Genomic DNA, 17,450 nt, shown 5'->3' on the forward strand with positions numbered 1-17,450 from the left:
GCCAGCGCCCGGTCCCACGTCGATGATCCAGTCGGCATGGGCCATCAGTGCCCGGTGGTGCTCAATGACGACCACCGAGTTCCCGGAGTCGACCAGCCGGTCGAGCAGGCCGAGGAGCGTGTCGACGTCAGCCAGATGCAGGCCGGTCGTCGGCTCGTCGAGCAGGTACACCGAGCCTGACGACGCCATGTTGATGGCCAGCTTGAGCCGCTGGCGCTCACCCCCAGAGAGGGTGTTCAGCGGCTGGCCGAGCGTGAGGTAACCGAGCCCGACGTCGACCAGCCGCGCAAGCACCGTCTGTGCCGGCCCCGTGGCGAAGAACTCGGCGGCTTCGCCAATCGGCATCGACAGCACGTCATGGATATTCTTCCCGCGCAGGCGGTACTCGAGCACCTCGGCCGTAAAGCGTTTTCCCTCGCACTCCTCGCAGATCGAGGACACGGTGGCCGCCGGCCCAAGCTCGGTGAAGATCATCCCCGCGCCCTTGCAGACCGGGCAGGCGCCCGCCGAGTTGGCGCTGAACAGCGCCGGCTTGACTCCGTTCGCCTTGGCGAAGGCGGCGCGGATGGCGTCGAGTACGCCCGTATAGGTGGCGGGGTTGCTCCGCCGCGAGCCACGGATGGGCGACTGGTCGGCGACCACTACTCCCGGCCGAGTCGCGAGCGAGCCGTGCACGAGCGACGACTTGCCCGAGCCCGCGACTCCGGTCACGACCGTGAGCACGCCGAGCGGGATGTCCACATCGACGCCGCGGAGATTGTGGGTGAAGGCGCCGCGGATCTCGACCACACCGGTCGGGCGGCGCACCGCTTCCTTCACCGGTACGCGGTGGTCAAGGTGACGCCCCGTGAGGGTGCCGGAGGCCCGCAATCCCTCGACCGTTCCCTCAAATCGCAGCTCCCCACCGTCGGCGCCGGCGCGCGGGCCGAGGTCGACAACGTGGTCGGCGATCTCGATGATCTCCGGCTTGTGCTCGACCACCAGCACCGTGTTGCCCTTGTCGCGCAGGCGCCGCAGCAGCTCGATCATCCGCGAGACATCGTGCGGATGCAGGCCCGCCGTCGGCTCGTCGAAGACATAGGTGACATCGGTGAGGCTCGACCCCAGGTGCCGCACCATCTTGACCCGCTGCGCCTCCCCGCCCGAGAGGGTCCCCGACTCCCGGTCAAGCGAGAGGTAGCCGAGGCCCACCTGCACAAGGGCATCGAGCGTGCCGAGAAGTGTGTCGATGATCGGCGCTACCGAGGGCTCATGAAGTCCGCGGAGCCACCGGGCCAGGTCGGTCGCCTGCATGCCTGAGCACTCGGCGATGTTGAGAGTGTCGATCCGCGACGCGAGCGCCGTGCGGGTGAGCCGGCCGCCACCGCACTCGGGGCAGGCCGCGAAGGTGGCCACCCGCTCGGCGAAAGCGCGGATATGCGGCTGGGACGCCTCCTTCGCCAGGTAAAGGCGGGTGACCTTCACCAGGAGCCCTTCGTAGGTCATCGTCATTCCGGCGATGGCCATCTTGGTCGCGGGGCGGTGAAGGAACGCGTCACGCTGCTCCGGAGTGAAGTCGGCGATGGGCACGTCGGCCGGGTAGAGCCCCGACTCCGCGAGTCCCTTCCAGTACCAGCCGCCGACGACGAAGTTGGGAATTGCGTCGAGCGCGCCGCCCTCGAGCGACTTCGACGCGTCGTACAGCGCGTGAAGGTCGATGTCCGAGACACGACCCGTGCCCTCGCAGCGCGGGCACATCCCCTCGGGCAGGTTGAACGAGAAGGCACCGCTTGTCCCCGCGTGCGGAGTACCGACCCGGCTGAAGAGGATGCGCAGCATCGTGTACGCGTCGGTCGCGGTGCCCACCGTGGACCGGCCGTTCGAGCCCATCCGCTCCTGGTCGACCACGATCGTCGCCGAGAGCCCGTCGAGGGATTCGACATCCGGACGCGCCGGTGACCCCATGAACTGCTGCACGAACGCGGAGTACGTCTCGTTGATGAGCCGTTGCGACTCCGCCGCGATGGTGCCGAAGACGAGCGACGACTTGCCCGAGCCCGAGACCCCTGTGAACACGGTGATCCGCCGCTTCGGGATGTCGAGGTCGATCCCGCGCAGGTTGTTCTGGCGCGCACCGCGCACCCGGATGACGTCGTGAGGCGCGGGCGTGGTCATGCTGTCTCCGTCCGAAGCGGTGCCCGCAGCCTAGGGGACGCGCGAGATCGCCACCATGTCCTCGCGAGGAACGACCTTCACGCGGGCCCGGCCCTCGGGCGCGCCAAGCGACATCTCGTGCTCGTCGAGGCGGTGCCAGCCGTCGAGATCGGTGTAGGCGACCTCGCGCTCCTCGAGCAGCGCGACGACGGCCGACTCCTCCGGATGCTCGGGCGTCCACCACGAAGCCTGGTCGTTGAGCACGTGCGCGACGGTCTCCATCGCGTCGGACTTGGTGTGACCGATCAGCCCCACCGGTCCGCGCTTGATCCACCCTGTCGCGTACACGCCGTGCACCTGCTCGTCCTGGTCGTCGAGCACCTGGCCCTCGCGGTTGGGGATGACTCCGCGCATCTCGTCGAACGGCAGGCCGTCCAGCGGCGAACCGAAGTAGCCCACCGCCCGGTAGACCGCCTGCACCGGGATCTCGCGGATTTCCCCGGTGCCGCGGACGCCGCCCTCGCCGTCGGGCTCGGTGCGCTCGTAGCGGATCGCGCCGACGCGTCCGGTGCCGTCGTCGACGAACGCGAGCGGCTTGGCCCAGAAGTGCAGATGGAGGCGACGCGTGGCGCTGCCCACCTCGCGGGTGCGCCACTGGTTCAGCACCCGGTTGATGACCATGACCTGCTTGTTCGTCTCGATCGCGGCCTGCGAGGCCGGGTCGAGTTCGAAGTCCTCGTCGGCGACGATCATGTCGACGTCGCGCAACTCGCCCAGCTCGCGCAGCTCCAGCGGGGTGAACTTGACCTGCGCCGGGCCGCGACGGCCGAAGACGTGAACGTCGGTGACCGGAGACGCCTTCAGCCCCTCGTAGACGTTCGGCGGGACCTCGGTGGGAAGGAGATCGTCGGCGTGCTTTGCGAGCATTCGCGACACATCGAGCGCGACGTTGCCGTTGCCGATGACCGCGATGGAGGATGCCTCGAGCGGCCAGGTGCGCGGTACGTCAGGGTGGCCGTCGAACCAGCTGACGAACTCCGCCGCACCGTAGGAGCCTTCGAGCTCGACGCCCGGGACGTTGAGTGGGGCGTCTCGCACCGCTCCCGTCGCGAAGATCACGGCGTGGTAGTGCCGCTTGAGGTCCTCGAGCGTGATGTCGGTGCCGAAGTGCACGTTGCCGAAGATGCGGATGTCGCCGCGGTCGAGCACCTCGCGGAGGGCGGTGATGATGCCCTTGATGCGGGGGTGATCAGGTGCAACTCCGTAACGCACCAGCCCGTACGGTGCCGGGAGGTGCTCGAACAGGTCGATCGAGACGTCGTACTTCTTCTCGGCCTTGATCATGAGGTCGGCGGCGTAGATGCCCGCGGGCCCCGCACCGACGATGGCCAGCCTGAGCTTGGTCATGGTGTTCCTCCTGCCGGGGCGCCGAAGCGCTCGTCCGGTCTCATTCCTGCGGCGCAGGGGCGCGCCGCGACGATCGGGGTCAGCCGGTGCGGTCGACGACCGTGTCGGCGAAGCGCGTGAGCGCCTTGCGGACCGAGCCGTCGGGCAGCGGGGCGAGGGCGGCGACGGCCTCGTCGGCCCAGCGGTGGGCTTCGGCGAGGGTCTGCGCGGTGACATCGTGGTCGCGCAGTTGCGCGATGGCGTCCGAGATGTCGGCGCTCTGCTCCTGGGTGTGCGCAATCTCGTCGTTCGAGCGGCTCACATAGCTCTCGATGCGGGCGAGGAGCGCCGCGGCCGCCGGGTCGGCGGAGGCGCGTTCGCGCAGGCGAAGGATGGGCATGGTCGACACGCCGGCGCGGATGTCGGTGCCCGGGTTCTTGCCCGTTTCCTCCGGCTGCGGCGAGAGGTCGATCACGTCGTCGACGATCTGGAACGCGACGCCGATCTTCTCGCCGAAGACTCGCATGGCCTCCTCGTACTCCTCGGGTCCGTTGGCGAAGGCGACGCCGGTGCGGCCGGCCGCCGCGATGAGTGATCCGGTCTTGTCGGCCAGGACCGAGAGGTAGTGCTCCACCGGGTCCTCGCCGTCGGTCGGGCCGACGGTCTCGTGGAGCTGCCCGAGGACGAGGCGCTCGAAGGTGTCGGCCTGGAGGCGGATCGCCTTGTCGCCGAGTTCGACCATGAGCTGGTTCGCGCGTGCAAAGAGCAGATCGCCGGTGAGGATCGCCACGTTGTTACCCCAGACGGTCTGCGCCGAGGGGACACCGCGGCGCTTCTCGGCTTCGTCCATGACATCGTCGTGGTAGAGCGAGGCGAGATGGGTGATCTCGATGGCCTGTGCACCGAGCAGCACCTGCGGAGTGTTGCCGCGGCCGAGCTGCGCGGCGAGGAGGGTGAGCATGGGCCGCACCCGCTTGCCGCCGGCTTCGAGAAGGTACCGGGTCGACACGTCGGCCACGGCGTCGGCGAAGGACAGCTGCCGGACGAGTCCCTCCTCGACCTGCTCGAGCCCGGCGTCGATCGTGCGGGCGAGAGCGCGGTCGGAGGTGGAGGAGAAAATGCGCTCGGAGAGGCCGAGCTGCGCCGTCAGAGACGGGCTGCGGCGGGCGACGGGCGCAGTGGCGTTCACAGGGAAACCCTAGCGTCCCCCCCTGCGGGGACCCAGGCCGTCATCGGCTCGCTGCGATCGGCTTGACGCCACGGTGGAGGGCCACAATTCCCGCGGTCAGGTCGCGGTGGGCGACGCGCTCGAAGCCGGCGGTCCGGAGCCAGCGGGCGACGACCTTCTGCTTCGGCCAGGCGCGGATGGAGTCGCCGAGGTAGTCGTAGGCGGGGTTGTTCGACGAGGCGAGCCGCACAACGGCCGGCATCACCGTCGAGAGGTAGAAGTCGTACGCAGCGGCCAGCGGAGCCAGCGGCGGCGTCGAGAACTCGCAGATCACGATACGTCCGCCCGGCCTGAGGACACGGTGGAACTCGGCGAGCGCGGTGCGCGGCTCCGCGACGTTGCGCAGGCCGAACGAGATGGTCACGGCGTCGAAGGAGTCGTCCTCGAAGGGGAGGTCCATCGCGTCGGCCTGGACGAACTCGATCCGCTCGTTGCCCGCCTGGCGTCGACGGCCGACCTCGATCATCCCGGGCGAGAAGTCGGCGGCAACGATGTGGGCGCCGGAGCGGGCGAGGGAGGCGCTGGACGTGCCCGTGCCGGCGGCGACATCGAGAATGCGCTCTCCGGGCGCAGGGTTGACCGCTCGCGTCGTCGCGAGGCGCCAGAGGTGATCGTTGCCCACCGAGAGGAGGGTGTTCACGAGGTCGTAGGCGGGAGCCACCGTGTCGAACATCGAGGCGACCTCGTTGGGGCGCTTGGTGAGGTCAGCCTTCGTCACGATCCTCGAGTCTACGGCGAGGCGCGGGATGACGGCTGTGCATCCGGCATCCCACGATCCTCGAGTCTACGGCGAGGCGCGGGATGACGGCTGTGCATCCGGCATCCCGCGCCCGGTCCTCGCGCTCCTGATCAACAGGAGCGCCGGAGTCGCCCCGCTCCGCCTCGCGCGGCGCCCCCCGGACCGGATCACGGTAGCAACGGGCTCCGGGTACGCCCCACGGACGGCGTACGACGTCTCACCTTCTGGCGCGGGCGTACTCTGACTGGGTGACGCTCATCGGCGCCGGGGTTCCTCCCCTTCGGGTGGAGACGACCCCGCTGGACCCCCCGTTGACGCCCCTCCCCCTCTCTCATCCGCAGCGCCCCCTCCTCTGGCAGCGCGGAGGTTCCGGGCTGAGCGGGCGCGGCGAGACGTTGCGCCTGGAGTTCTCCGGGCCGGACCGCTTGCGCGATGCGGCGGATGCCTGGCGCGCGCTGTCCGCCTCCGCGACCGTCGAGGACCCGCTCGGGATGCCGGGCACCGGGCTCGTCGCCTTCGGCGCCTTCGCCTTCTCGAGCTTGTCGCGCGCCACCAGCGTTCTGATCGTGCCGCGGACCGTCGTCGGAATCCGCGACGGTCGCTCCTGGCTCACCCGCATAGCGCCGGAGGGGACGGCCCTGCCGGAGGTCCCGGTCGAGCAGTCGATTGGCGAGGAGTACCACGTCCCGCTGCTCCCGGGCGCGATGTCCCCCGTGGCGTACCGCGACGCTGTCGCCGCAGCGGTCGCCGCGATCCGCGCCGGTGACCTCGACAAGGTTGTGCTCGCTCGTGACGTGCGGGGGCGTCTCCCCCGCGGCGCCGACCTGCGGCGCGTGCTCGGGGCCCTCGCCGATGGCTATCCCGACTGCTGGACCTTCGCCGTCGATGGCTTCCTCGGCGCTAGTCCCGAGACGCTCGTCGCTGTCGACCAGGGGGCCGTCTCGGCGCGGGTGCTCGCGGGCACAGCCGCTCGTGGAGACGACGACTCCGGCGACGAGGCGGTCGCCGTCGCGCTCCTCGCCAGCGCCAAGGATCGTTCGGAGCACGCCTTCGCCCTGGCGAGCCTGCTGTGCGAGCTCCGCCCGCACACGCGCGGGCTCTCCGCCGGCACCGAACCGTTCGCCCTGCGCCTGCCCAACCTGTGGCATCTCGCGACCGATGTCCACGGCGAGCTCGCCGACTCCTCCACCGCCCTCGATTTGGTCAACGCGCTGCACCCGACGGCTGCCGTGGCGGGCACCCCGACTGTCGACGCGCTGGCGCTGCTGGAGCAGCTAGAGCCCTTCGATCGCAGCCGCTACGCCGGGCCGGTGGGCTGGATCGACGGGAACGGCGACGGCGAGTGGGCCGTCGGCCTCCGTAGTGCCGAGGTCGCCGCCGACGGCGCGGTCGCCGCGTGGGCGGGAGCCGGCATCGTGGCGGACAGCGATCCCGACTCCGAACTCGCCGAGACGCGGATGAAGTTCCGGCCGATGCTCGACGCTCTGGGGTGACGCGCACTCCGTCAGCGGACGTGCGTGGGCGCCTCAGAACGGCGGTGGTGTGTCGACGAATCGGGGTTGCGGTCCCGGCGGACGGCCCGGGAGCACCGGCGGCCGGGTAGTGACGCGGCGGCCGGTGGGAGTGGTCCACTCGGCCGTGCCGTCGGGATGCAGAACGTAGGTCCAGCGATCGCCGTGGCGCACGTGGTGGTGCCCGACGCAGAGCGAAGCGAGATTCGCCGGGGACGTCTCGCCACCGTTGCGCCACTCGATCGTGTGGTCTGCCTCGGCCGTGGACGCCGGACGGGTGCAGCCCGGAAACCGGCACGTCTGATCCCGCAACTGGAGGAGGAGCCGCATCCGCGGCGGCGGGACGCGGTGAGTGCGTCCGACGGAGACGACCGCGCCCGTCCCGGCATCGGTCAGCACCCTTGTAAAGGAGGCGCTGACACCGACGAGTTCGCGGGCAGTTTCGGCGGGGATCGGTCCGTAGCCGTCGAGTTCGGCCGGAGCGTCATCGGCTCCGGAGGCGGTGCTCACCGCGAGGGTCAGCCTCACCTCGGCGCGCAGGCCAGGCACGAACGTCACCGCGCCCTCGTCCTCACCGGTCGGTGCGGTACCGGCGACATCCCCGCGGCAGAGCAGATCGCCCCACGCATCGGCGCGCAACTGCGCCAGCGTCCGCTCGTCGCCGCCGCCCGGGTGCTCCCCATCGCCGTCACGGAGGTTGCGAGCGATGCGGTCGAGGCGGGCCAGAGCGCCCACCGCGACGGGCGCCGGAACGTAGGCGCACACGGTCGCCATCCCATCGATCTCGGGCGTCAGCCACACCCCGCGGTCGGCGCGAGCGCGCGCGTGCCGCTCACCGAGGGGCTGCTCGTGTAGCTCGTCCCGCAATCGCGCCACCGCGCGTCGCAGCTGGGTGGGCGTCATCCTTATGGCGCACTCCGCCGCTCGCTCGTCGAACTCCGCGCGGGACGCCGCAGGGAGCGACACCGCCACCGCACAGATCGCCTGCCCTGCCTCCCACCGCAGCCTCGCCGCGGCCAGAGCTGCGCGCGTGCAGGGCAGTTCCTCGACGAGAAGCTGCGCCCGCTCGAGTTCCCGCGACGCGACGCGCTCTGAGACCCCGAGCGCGACGGCGAACTCGGCCCGGACCGACCGCTCCACCAGATCGCTCGACTCGCTGCGCGCTAGCGAGCGCGCCCGCGCGAACGACTCCGGACAGGACAGCGCCGCCCGATAGCCCGCATGCAACGCCTCGGCCGCGGCGAGGAGCACGGGTGACGCGCTCCGCGCGAGGGCGGCGGCCCGGTCGCCGTGCGCCCGCACCTCGCCCATCGTTGCCTCTGCCGTACCTGTCTTGATCATACGAGTATTGAACCAGGGACCACCGACACAGGACCGTCAGCAGCGGTCAATCAGGACAACTCGTGCACCACGGACGCCTGTGGAGGGACGCCTACGCCGCGCATCCGTCAGCGTCCGAGCGGAATCTCCACGATCCCCGGCCCCTCACCCGGCGACGTCAGCACGTGCTCCAGCTCGCCACGGGTCGACACCCGCCGGTGGCTCCACCCGTACGCCCGCGCCAGCGCCTCCAGGTCGACTGACTGCGGGGTGAACTGCACCCGGTCGAAGGCGTCGGGCGACGAACTCGACGCGACCTCCAACCCGTCGAAGATGGTCCCCCCGCCGTCGTTCACCACGACGAGCTGCACACGTGGGCGCCGCTCGCCCGGCGCGAGCAGCAGGCCACCCGCCTCGTGCAGGAGCGTGAGGTCGCCGAGGACGACCCGCGTCACTCCCGCCGCACCGCGCTCGGTCGCCTGGGACGCGACCGCGATCCCCAGGGCGGTCGAGACCGTGCCGTCGATGCCGGCGAGCCCTCGGTTGGAGTGCACGGTGATCCTCTTGCCCGGAAGGGATCCGTCGGCAACACGGATGAGGCGCGAGGCGCCGAACAGCAAGCGGTCGTGCGGCCAGGTCACCCGCCAGACGGCCGCCACCACGGACTCGCGGGTGAGCGGCGCGCGCACGGCAGCGAGCGCGTTGCGGGCAAAGCTCCGGCGGTCCTCCAGAGACATGGTGCCACCGTCTGGCGCCTCCGCCAGCGCCTCGGGGTCGGCGGCCTGGACGAGCGCGCGGCTTCGGAATACCCACGATCCAGCCCAGGCGCGCTCGGCCCGGGTGGGCTCCGCGGAGCGCACCACCTCGACGCCGGCGACCCGGCGCGCGCGTCGGCCAGGGTTGTAGAACTGCGGACGGCCCCGGTCAACGACGATCACCTCCACGTCCTTCCGGCGCAGCAGTTCCGGCACCTCCCGCGAGAGGGTCGGGTGACCGAACACGATCGCGCGGCGCACGCGTCCGCCGAATTCGGCGTCGGCCAGGAGACGGCGCCAGGCGACGACAACCTGCGGCCCGAAGCGGGCGCCGGAGGACACTTCGGCCAGCAGCGGCCAGTCGCCCGCGCGGGCGGTCGCCTCGGCGTCCTCGCCCGACTTGTCCCCCGCGATGACCACGGTGAACGGCTCATCGGGTCCGGCTGGGACGCACTCGATCTCCTCCGCGGGGCCGGGCTCGACGGGGGGAACGGCACTCGGGATATCGAAATCCGGCAGCCGGGAGGAGAGCGGCTCGCGGAACGCGAGATTGAGATGGACCGGTCCGCCCGGATGCAGCGCCGCAGCGAGCGCGCGGTCGGCGAGCGCCACAGCCTCCTCCGACGTCGACTCGGAGCCAGGAGCGACGACGTCCTCGAACAGCCGAACAGCGCGCCCGTAGAGCTCGCGCTGCTCCGTCGTCTGATTCGAGCGGATGCCGCGCAGCTCGTCCGGGCGGTCGGCCGTGAGCACGATGAGCGGCACGTCAGAGGCATCGGCCTCGAGCACGGCAGGGTGCAGGTTCGCGGTCGCGGTCCCGGAAGTGGTGATCACCAGCGCGGGCAGGCCGGTCTCGAGCGCCAGCCCGAGAGCGAGGAAGCTCGCCGAGCGCTCGTCGATCCGCACGTGCAGACGTACGGCGCCGCGGGTCTCGAGTTCGGCGGCGACCAGTGCGAGCGCCTGGGACCGGGAACCGGGCGCCACAACCACATCGCGGACACCGAGCGCGACGAACCGAGTAACGAGGTCGACCGCGAAGCGAGTGGAGGGGGCGACCGGTGAGGAATCAGGCATCACGGTGGCCGGGGCCGTCCGCCTCGCCCTTCTCATCCATTTCGGCGAGGTCGCGCTCGAGCTGGGCGATGCGCTCGGCCTGGAGTCGGTCCTGCTCGGGATCGCGCGCCGTGCGGATCGTGCCGAGGAAGTCGGGGTCGTCATCGGGCGCGGTGTAGCGGCGTCCGCCGGTGCGCTCGCGACGCGGGCGGCCAATCCAGAACCACAGGCCCGCGCCGATGACGGGCAGCAGGATCACGACGAGAAGCCAGGACCATTTGGGGAGTGCGCGCACCGCGTGCCGCTTGCTCATGGCGCAGTCGATCACGGCGTAAACCGTGAAGACGGCGAGGGCCACAAGCAGGCCAATGACAAGGCGGATCATAGACCGAGTCTACGTCCGGCACCTCGTTCGGGGACGTCCTGCTCGGATGCTGGACAGGAGGCTCCCACGGTGCTCACGGAACCGTGTGCAGGGGCCGATGTCAACGGGAGCCGACGTACACTGTCCCGGTGAAACTGAGCCGCGCGGTCGCCGTCTACTCGCTCCTGCGCCTGGCTATGTTCGCCGGCGTCTTCGTGCTGGTGTATCTGCCGGCGCGCACCTTCGTCGACTCCGAGTTGACCGCCGCGGTCACCGCCGGGTTCGTGGCCGCGATCGCGAGTCTGTCACTCTCGTACATCATGCTCCGCGCGCCGCGCGAGCGGATCGCGGAGGCGATCTACGAGCGCCGCAAGGATGCTCCGCGCGCACCAACTGACGACGACATCGAGGATGCAGCGGTGGACGCCTCCCGCGACGAACGCTGATCAGAACGCCAGCGCCGCCCCGAGGATCACGGCGTACGCCAGCCCACCGAGGCTCGTCAGCTGCAGCGCCAAGACCAGCTCCTTGCCCGTGCGCGCCGTGAGAGTGATCAGGATCGCCGGCAGGATCATCAGCAGGACAAAGAGCGTCAGCCAGGCCAGCGGGTAGAAGAGCGCGAGGATCACCGAGATCGCGAACGGCACCAGCACCAAGCCGATATAGATGGCGCGGGCCACCGCCGGTCCGACCAGCACCGCGAGAGTGCGCTTACCGGAGAGACGGTCGGTGGGGATGTCGCGGATGTTGTTCACCATCAGCACTGCGCAGGCAAAGAGCCCGGCAGCGACGGCGCCGAGCCACGATTCCTGATTGGTGCGACCGATCTGCACGAACGTCGTGCCGACGGTAGCGACCAAGCCGAAGAAGACGAAGACGAAGAGCTCGCCGAGACCCAGGTAGCCGTAGGGACGACGTCCGCCTGTGTACAACCAGCCGGCGGCGATCGCGGCCGCGCCGACGATCAGCAACCACCAGTGGCCGGAGAGCACGGTCAACGCGAGTCCGGCGACGGCGGCGAGGCCGAAGAAAACGAGCGCCACGGTGAGCACCTGCTTCGGCTTCGCCGCTCCGGAGCCGGTCAGGCGTGAGGGACCGACACGGTTGGCATCCGTGCCGCGGACGCCGTCCGAGTAGTCGTTGGCGAAGTTGACGGCGACCTGGAGCGCGAGGGCAACGGCGAGGCAGAGCAGGGCGCGCACCCAGTGCCAGCCCTCGTCAAGCACCTGAGTGGCGCCGGTGCCAATAAGCACGGGGGCGACGGCGAGCGGGAGCGTTCGCAGCCGGGCACCGGCGATCCATTCGCGCGGACCGGCGGGCGTCACGGCGACAGCACTGGGCCTGCCGCCGGGCCGCCCGCTGCGGGATTTCGCCGTTGGCTTCTTCTTGCGACTCGTACTCGACACGGAGGGAATCCTACCGAGTGGCCCTAGCCCGCCCCGGCGGCACCTCGTTCGAGGGCGCGGCGGTCGGGCTTGCCGGAGGCTAGCAGCGGGATCGCCGGTACGGCGAGGACCGCGGCGGGAGCGGCGGCACGCCCGAGACGGTCCACGACGAGAGCGCGCACGGCGGCGAGCGCCGGCGCCTCCTGTGCTGTAACGACAACGGGAACCTCGCCCCACTGCTCATCCGCGCGACGCACGACGACAGCGTCCGGCACGATCCCGTCGCGCAGCAGGCTCTCCACCACGTCGAGCGACACCTTCTCGCCGCCGGAGACGATCACCCGATCGAGCCGGCCCGTCACCCGGAGGCGACCATCGATGATCGTGCCCGCGTCGCCCGTGCGATACCAACGCTCCCCGTCGAGGACGACGAAGACCGAGGCACTGTGCTCGAGCGCGCCCGCCGCATCGAGGTAGCCCTCGGCGAGGGTCGCGCCGCCGAGGAGGATCTGCCCGTCCTCTACGCGCATTCGCACATCGTGTAGGGGGACGCCGTCGTAGACGCAGCCGCCCGCCGTCTCGCTCGAACCGTAGGTGAGGCGGAGTGGCACTCCGAGCGCGGCAGCGCGCTCTCGGAGAGCCTGCGGGGTCGACTGGCCGCCGATCAGGAGCGCGTCGAACGAGCGCAGCGCCTCCGCCTGAGCAGGATCGCGCTCGGCGAGCTCCAGCAGCCGCGCGAGCTGCACCGGCACGAGGGAGGAGTAGCGCCGCTCCCCCACGGGCATGGTGCGGGCGAGCGCGAGGAACGCGGCAGCGTCGAAGCCGCCTGGCCGCAACACGAGCGGATCCGCCTCCGCGGTCACCGAACGCACCAGCACCTGCAGCCCGGCGACGTAGTGCGTCGGCAGGCAGAGCAGCCAGCGGCCGGGACCGCCAAGCTCGGCCAGCGTCGCAGACGCGCTGGTGAGCAGGGCGGAGGTGGCGAGCGCCACCCGTTTCGGGGGACCGGACGAGCCCGACGTCTCGATGACGACCGCCACGCGCTGCGGGACGACCTGGTCCTCGGCGGGCGCGACGGCGCCGGGCGCACGCACCCGGATTGCGGGACCGCTGCCGTCGAGTGCGGCGCGCAGGGCGATCAACACCGCGTCGGGGGCTGGATCGACGTCGGCGAGTGTGCGGGTCACCGCCGCTCCACCCCGCTCAGAACTGCCACGGGAACGGTGACCAGTCGGGCTCGCGCTTCTCGAGGAAGGAGTCGCGGCCCTCGACTGCCTCGTCGGTGCCGTAGGCGAGGCGGGTGGTCTCACCGGCGAACAGCTGCTGACCGACCAGTCCGTCGTCCACGGCGTTGAAGGCGTACTTCAGCATGCGGATCGCCGTGGGCGACTTGGTCAGGATCGTCTCGGCCCACTCCACGGCCGTCGTCTCGAGATCGGCGTGCGGGACGACCGCATTCACCGCGCCCATGTCGTAGGCGCGCTGCGCCGAGTACTCCCGGGCCAGGAAGAACACCTCGCGGGCGGCCTTCTGCCCGATTTGGCGGGCGAAGTAGGCCGAGCCGTAGCCGGCGTCGAAGGAGCCGACGTCGGCATCCGTCTGCTTGAACCGGCCATGCTCGGCCGAGGCGATGGTCAGATCGCACACCACATGCAGCGAGTGGCCGCCTCCCGCCGCCCAACCGGGGACCGCGGCGATGACGACCTTGGGCATGAAGCGGATGAGCCGCTGCACCTCGAGGATGTGCAGGCGTCCCGTGCGCGCGGAGTCGATGCCCTCGGCGGTCTCGCCGTCGGAGTAGCGGTAGCCGTCGCGACCGCGGATGCGCTGGTCGCCTCCGGAGCAAAAGGCCCAGCCGCCGTCTCTCGGGCTCGGGCCGTTGCCGGTGAGGATCACGACGCCGATGCGCGGATTCGTGCGCGCGTCCTCCAGCGTACGGAACAGCTCATCGACGGTCCGCGGGCGAAACGCGTTGCGGACTTCTGGCCGATCGAACGCGACCCGCGCGATCCGGCCCGAGCGGTCGTGGTGATAGGTGATGTCCTCGAGTGCATCGAAGCCGTCGACCGGCACCCAGCGGTGCGCGTCGAAGAGTTCGGAGACCTGCGTGCTCATGTGCTCGACCCTACTGATGCGCACTGCAACGGCGAATCTCGATACGCCCCCTCCGCGGGGAAAGAGGCGTATCGAGATCCCCGCCGCTACTACTTCGCGGTGGAGGTGCGGCGATTCTCCGCCGACACCATCCAGGCGTACTGCTCCAAACTCTGGATGATTGCGTGCAGGAGGTCCGCGCTCGTCGGGTCCTCCTCGTCCACCTGGTCGTGCACCTCGCGCAGTGTGGCGGCGGTGTTCTCGAGGCGGATGGTGATCAGATCGACGGTCTCGGCCGTATCGATCTCGCCGTGCGGATACTCGGGCAGCGTCGTCGTCGCGGCGACAGTGTCGCTGCGGCCGTCCGGGATCCCGTGCAGGGCGCGCATCCGCTCGGCGATGTCGTCGCTGAACTCGCGCGCCGACTCGATGATCTCGTCGAGCTGGAGGTGGAGGTCGCGGAAGTTCTTGCCGACGACATTCCAGTGGGCCTGCTTGCCCTGCACGTGAAGTTCGACCAGATCAACGAGCACATGCTGGAGGCTGTCGAGCAGCTCCTTCGACGCCTTGAAGCCCTTCTCGGCATTCTGGCGGCGGCTGGTCTTAGCACCGGAGCCCGCGGGGGCTTCGACGTGGCGATCGAGTGTGGTGGTCATGGACCGTTCCTTTCTCTTGAGGTGCTTCTTCGGCTGGTCACCGCCCGGCTGCGCGGGGTGCGCACGGGACGGACGTCATCAGATCGTGGCGACGGACCCGGAGTCGACGCGGTAGTTCGAGCCATTCACGAAGGAGGCCAGGTCGGAACAGAGGAACCCGATCACGGCAGCGACCTCCTCCGCCTCGCCGCGGCGCTTCAGTTCCATGTACGGGCGCTCCTCGTCGAGGAACGACGAGATCGCCTCGTCAACTGAGGTGCCCCGCTCGCCAGCGCGCTTGTGCATCATCGCGTCGGTCATCGGGGTGTGGATGAATGCGGGCGAGACCGTGTTCACCAGCAGGCCCTCCTGCGCGTAGGAGCGCGAGAGGCCCTTGGCGAAGGCGAGGACCCCCGCCTTCGCGGCGCAGTAGGGCAGCTCGTCGTCATAGGGCTGCACGGCGTCCTCCGACGCAGTAAGCACGAGACGGCCCCAGCCTCCGGAGCGCAGGTCGGAGAGGAACTCGCGAACGAGCCGGACGGGCCCGAGCAGATCGACCTCGAGGGTACTCGTCCAGCCCTCGTCGTCGATCTCGTGGAACATCCCCTGAGCGCCGGTGACTCCGGAGCACTGGACGAGGATGTCGATCGCGCCGACCGACTCGCCGACGCGGCGGTGCAGCTCGGCGAGCTGCTCCGTGCTCGTGACGTCAGCGGCGAAGGCGTGCAGCCGCCCCTCCGGAGCATCGAGCCGCGCGGCCGCCTCATCAAGCGTGCCCTGGTCTTTGTCCGAAATCACGACCGTCACATCCTCCGCCAGCAGGAGCTTCGCGGTGCTCCAGCCAATGCCGGAGTCACCTCCCGTGACGAGGGCGGTGCGGCCGGCGATTCCGAGGTCCATAGCTGAGAGGTCTCCTTGCGGGTGCGGTGTGGCATGTGCAGTGTGGCGGGGTATATCCGGTCTACGCTCCCCCGGCGCTCCCCTCAATGGGTTGCGCGGACACCGGCGACGGAGTTACGCGCGACCCACCTTCTCCGGCGCCAACTCCTCAATGGTGATCGCGGCGTTGATAAGCGCGAGATGGCTGAGCCCCTGGGGCAGATTGCCCCAGAAGGCGAGGTCGTCCACGGCGATCATCTCGGACATGATGCCGACATCGTTGGGCACCGTCGCGACGAGCTCGTCCATCAGCGCGACCGACTCGTCGTGCCTGCCGACGCAGGCCAGCGCCGACGCCAACCAAAAGGAGCAGGCAACGAACGGATGCTCTTCGCCCTCCATCCCGGAGTAGCGGAACATCAGAGCGCCGCGGCCGAGCTCGCCGACCAGGGCGTCGATCGTCGAGACCATCCGCTCGCCGCGCTCGTACCCGCTCGGGCCGTGGAGCAGCACCGAGGCGTCCAGCTCCTCACTCCCGGGGTACATCACATACGAGCCGAGTACCTCAGACCAGCAATGCTCCTCGATCCAGTCGCGAATGCGCTCACGCTCGAAGCGCCAGCGGTCGGGGCTGCCCGCCACCTGACCGGCCTCGGCCAAGTGCACAGCCGCGTCCAACGCCTGCCAGCAGCCCATCTTGGAGGAGGTATAGTGCTGCTGCTCCTCCAATTCCCACATCCCCGCGTCGCGGTTGCGCCAGAGGTCGCAGGTCGTGTCGGCCACCCGGGCCAGCAACTGGCCGGTCTGAATATCGAGGACATTGCCCTCATCGACATACATGCGACAGATATCGAAGAGGTCGCCGAACACGCCGAGCTGGAGCTGGCTTTGAGCTCCGTTGCCGGCGACCACGGGTCCGATCCCCGCATAACCGGGGACGTCGTACTCCGTCAGCGCGGGCGGCGCGGAGCAGTCGAGCCCGTAGAAAATGTGGAGGTCCGGCCCGTGGGCCTTAATGGTGCGCAGGAGCCAGGAGAGAGCGGCGTGGGTCTCCTCACGCAGGCCGAAACGCACGAGCGCGTGCACCGTGTAGGCGGCGTCGCGCACCCAGGCGAAGCGGTAGTCCCAGTTCTTGCCGCCGTTCGGTGACTCCGGCAGCGACGTGGTCGCGGCCGCGGCGATCGCTCCGGTGGGCGAATAGATCAGCAGCTTGAGCGCGAGCGCGCTGCGCTGCACCGCCTGGGCCCACGGACCGTCGTAGGAGAATTCCTCCGACCACGCCTGCCAGCTGCGGATCGTGCGGTCGATGCCGCGGTCGACGTTCTTCGCGACCGGGAAATGCAGGGGCTCGTCGTGCGTGGCCGAGACGACCAGGACGTGCCGGACGGCGTCCTTCCCCGCTGTCACCACGAAAGATCCGGTGAGTTCATCGCCAGCACCGGAGGGGGCGTCATCGCCGTCCGGCCCGTGCTCCTCGCCCGTCACACCAATCGTGATGTCGCCGGCGCGGATGAGGGAGCGGCCGTCGGCGTTCTGGATCCACGGGGAGAAGGTGCCGAGGCCGGTGCCCGGGCGGACCGCCCAGCGCATCCGCACCTCGCCGTCGATGCCGTCGACTCTGCGGGCTAGCTCGGCCCACGGGAGCCGGCCGGCGATCCCGGTGACGAGCGCATCGGTGACGCGGACGGTCCCCGACTCGGTGGCGAAGGTGGTCTGAAGCACGTTGGTGTCCCGCACGTAGGCCCGCGTGACCTCCGCGGGCTCGTCGGGAGCGAGTTCGACGCAACCTCCGGACTCGGCGTCGAGGAGCGCGGCGAACGCAGGCGTCGAGCCGAGGTCCGGAACGGGCATCCAGTCGACGCTGCCGTCCCTGGCGATCAGAGCGACAGTGCGTCCGTCACCGATCGCGGCGTAGTCGCGCAGGGGCCGGGTCGCTCGGGGTTCCGCCATGCCCTCACGGTAGGTGGC

At 70.1% G+C, this 17,450-nt stretch carries 14 protein-coding genes and 1 pseudogene; 2 read left to right on the plus strand and 13 right to left on the minus strand.

Annotated elements, in window-relative coordinates; all coding sequences use genetic code 11:
* The 4 genes and pseudogenes from HRF29_RS07400 to ubiE all read right to left on the minus strand — a co-directional run.
* Positions 1-2,154: pseudogene (locus tag HRF29_RS07400) on the minus strand (ATP-binding cassette domain-containing protein); the annotation flags it as partial.
* A 30-nt stretch (positions 2,155-2,184) separates the two neighbouring features.
* Positions 2,185-3,540: an FAD-dependent oxidoreductase gene (locus tag HRF29_RS07405; RefSeq protein ID WP_173246962.1), complete on the minus strand. Its 1,356-nt coding sequence runs from the start codon at positions 3,538-3,540 to the stop codon at positions 2,185-2,187.
* Between the two features lie 79 nt (positions 3,541-3,619).
* On the minus strand, positions 3,620-4,708 hold the full coding sequence (locus HRF29_RS07410) for a polyprenyl synthetase family protein (protein ID WP_173246963.1): 1,089 nt from the start codon (positions 4,706-4,708) through the stop codon (positions 3,620-3,622).
* 40 nt (positions 4,709-4,748) lie between these two features.
* Positions 4,749-5,465: a bifunctional demethylmenaquinone methyltransferase/2-methoxy-6-polyprenyl-1,4-benzoquinol methylase UbiE gene (ubiE, locus tag HRF29_RS07415; RefSeq protein ID WP_173246965.1), complete on the minus strand. Its 717-nt coding sequence runs from the start codon at positions 5,463-5,465 to the stop codon at positions 4,749-4,751.
* A 269-nt stretch (positions 5,466-5,734) separates the two neighbouring features.
* Between ubiE and HRF29_RS07420 the strand changes: the two genes are divergently transcribed.
* Complete coding sequence (locus HRF29_RS07420; RefSeq protein ID WP_343043684.1) at positions 5,735-6,979, plus strand: isochorismate synthase; 1,245 nt, start codon at positions 5,735-5,737, stop codon at positions 6,977-6,979.
* A gap of 33 nt (positions 6,980-7,012) precedes the next feature.
* Here HRF29_RS07420 and HRF29_RS07425 read toward each other — a convergent pair whose 3' ends face one another.
* The 3 genes from HRF29_RS07425 to HRF29_RS07435 all read right to left on the minus strand — a co-directional run bounded on the left by HRF29_RS07425 (position 7,013) and on the right by HRF29_RS07435 (position 10,510).
* On the minus strand, positions 7,013-8,338 hold the full coding sequence (locus tag HRF29_RS07425; protein ID WP_173246967.1) for an HNH endonuclease signature motif containing protein: 1,326 nt from the start codon (positions 8,336-8,338) through the stop codon (positions 7,013-7,015).
* Between the two features lie 107 nt (positions 8,339-8,445).
* A complete protein-coding gene (menD, locus tag HRF29_RS07430; protein ID WP_173246970.1) occupies positions 8,446-10,146 on the minus strand; it encodes a 2-succinyl-5-enolpyruvyl-6-hydroxy-3-cyclohexene-1-carboxylic-acid synthase in 1,701 nt (566 codons plus the stop codon).
* Complete coding sequence (locus HRF29_RS07435) at positions 10,139-10,510, minus strand: PLD nuclease N-terminal domain-containing protein (RefSeq protein ID WP_173246973.1); 372 nt, start codon at positions 10,508-10,510, stop codon at positions 10,139-10,141. The genes menD and HRF29_RS07435 overlap by 8 nt, the downstream gene beginning before the upstream one ends.
* Before the next feature lie 128 nt (positions 10,511-10,638).
* Here HRF29_RS07435 and HRF29_RS07440 point away from each other — a divergent pair, with 128 nt between their 5' ends.
* Complete coding sequence (locus tag HRF29_RS07440; RefSeq protein WP_173246976.1) at positions 10,639-10,935, plus strand: DUF4229 domain-containing protein; 297 nt, start codon at positions 10,639-10,641, stop codon at positions 10,933-10,935.
* Here the strand turns inward: HRF29_RS07440 and HRF29_RS07445 are convergent, their stop codons facing one another.
* The 6 genes from HRF29_RS07445 to HRF29_RS07470 form a co-directional block, all read right to left on the minus strand.
* Positions 10,936-11,895 (minus strand): 1,4-dihydroxy-2-naphthoate polyprenyltransferase, encoded by a 960-nt coding sequence (locus HRF29_RS07445; protein ID WP_343043685.1) that lies wholly within the window; start codon positions 11,893-11,895, stop codon positions 10,936-10,938.
* 23 nt (positions 11,896-11,918) lie between these two features.
* Positions 11,919-13,061, minus strand: coding sequence for an AMP-binding protein (locus HRF29_RS07450; RefSeq protein WP_173246979.1), 1,143 nt, complete (start codon positions 13,059-13,061; stop codon positions 11,919-11,921).
* 16 nt (positions 13,062-13,077) lie between these two features.
* Positions 13,078-13,989: a 1,4-dihydroxy-2-naphthoyl-CoA synthase gene (locus tag HRF29_RS07455; protein WP_173246982.1), complete on the minus strand. Its 912-nt coding sequence runs from the start codon at positions 13,987-13,989 to the stop codon at positions 13,078-13,080.
* Positions 13,990-14,078: 89 nt separating this feature from the next.
* Positions 14,079-14,624 (minus strand): Dps family protein, encoded by a 546-nt coding sequence (locus HRF29_RS07460; RefSeq protein WP_173246985.1) that lies wholly within the window; start codon positions 14,622-14,624, stop codon positions 14,079-14,081.
* A gap of 78 nt (positions 14,625-14,702) precedes the next feature.
* On the minus strand, positions 14,703-15,503 hold the full coding sequence (locus HRF29_RS07465) for an SDR family NAD(P)-dependent oxidoreductase (RefSeq protein WP_173246988.1): 801 nt from the start codon (positions 15,501-15,503) through the stop codon (positions 14,703-14,705).
* A gap of 114 nt (positions 15,504-15,617) precedes the next feature.
* On the minus strand, positions 15,618-17,432 hold the full coding sequence (locus HRF29_RS07470) for a glycoside hydrolase family 15 protein (RefSeq protein WP_173246991.1): 1,815 nt from the start codon (positions 17,430-17,432) through the stop codon (positions 15,618-15,620).
* Positions 17,433-17,450: the final 18 nt, after the last annotated feature.

The sequence above is a fragment of the Rathayibacter agropyri genome (genome assembly GCF_013249015.1).
Lineage (GTDB): Bacteria > Actinomycetota > Actinomycetes > Actinomycetales > Microbacteriaceae > Rathayibacter > Rathayibacter agropyri.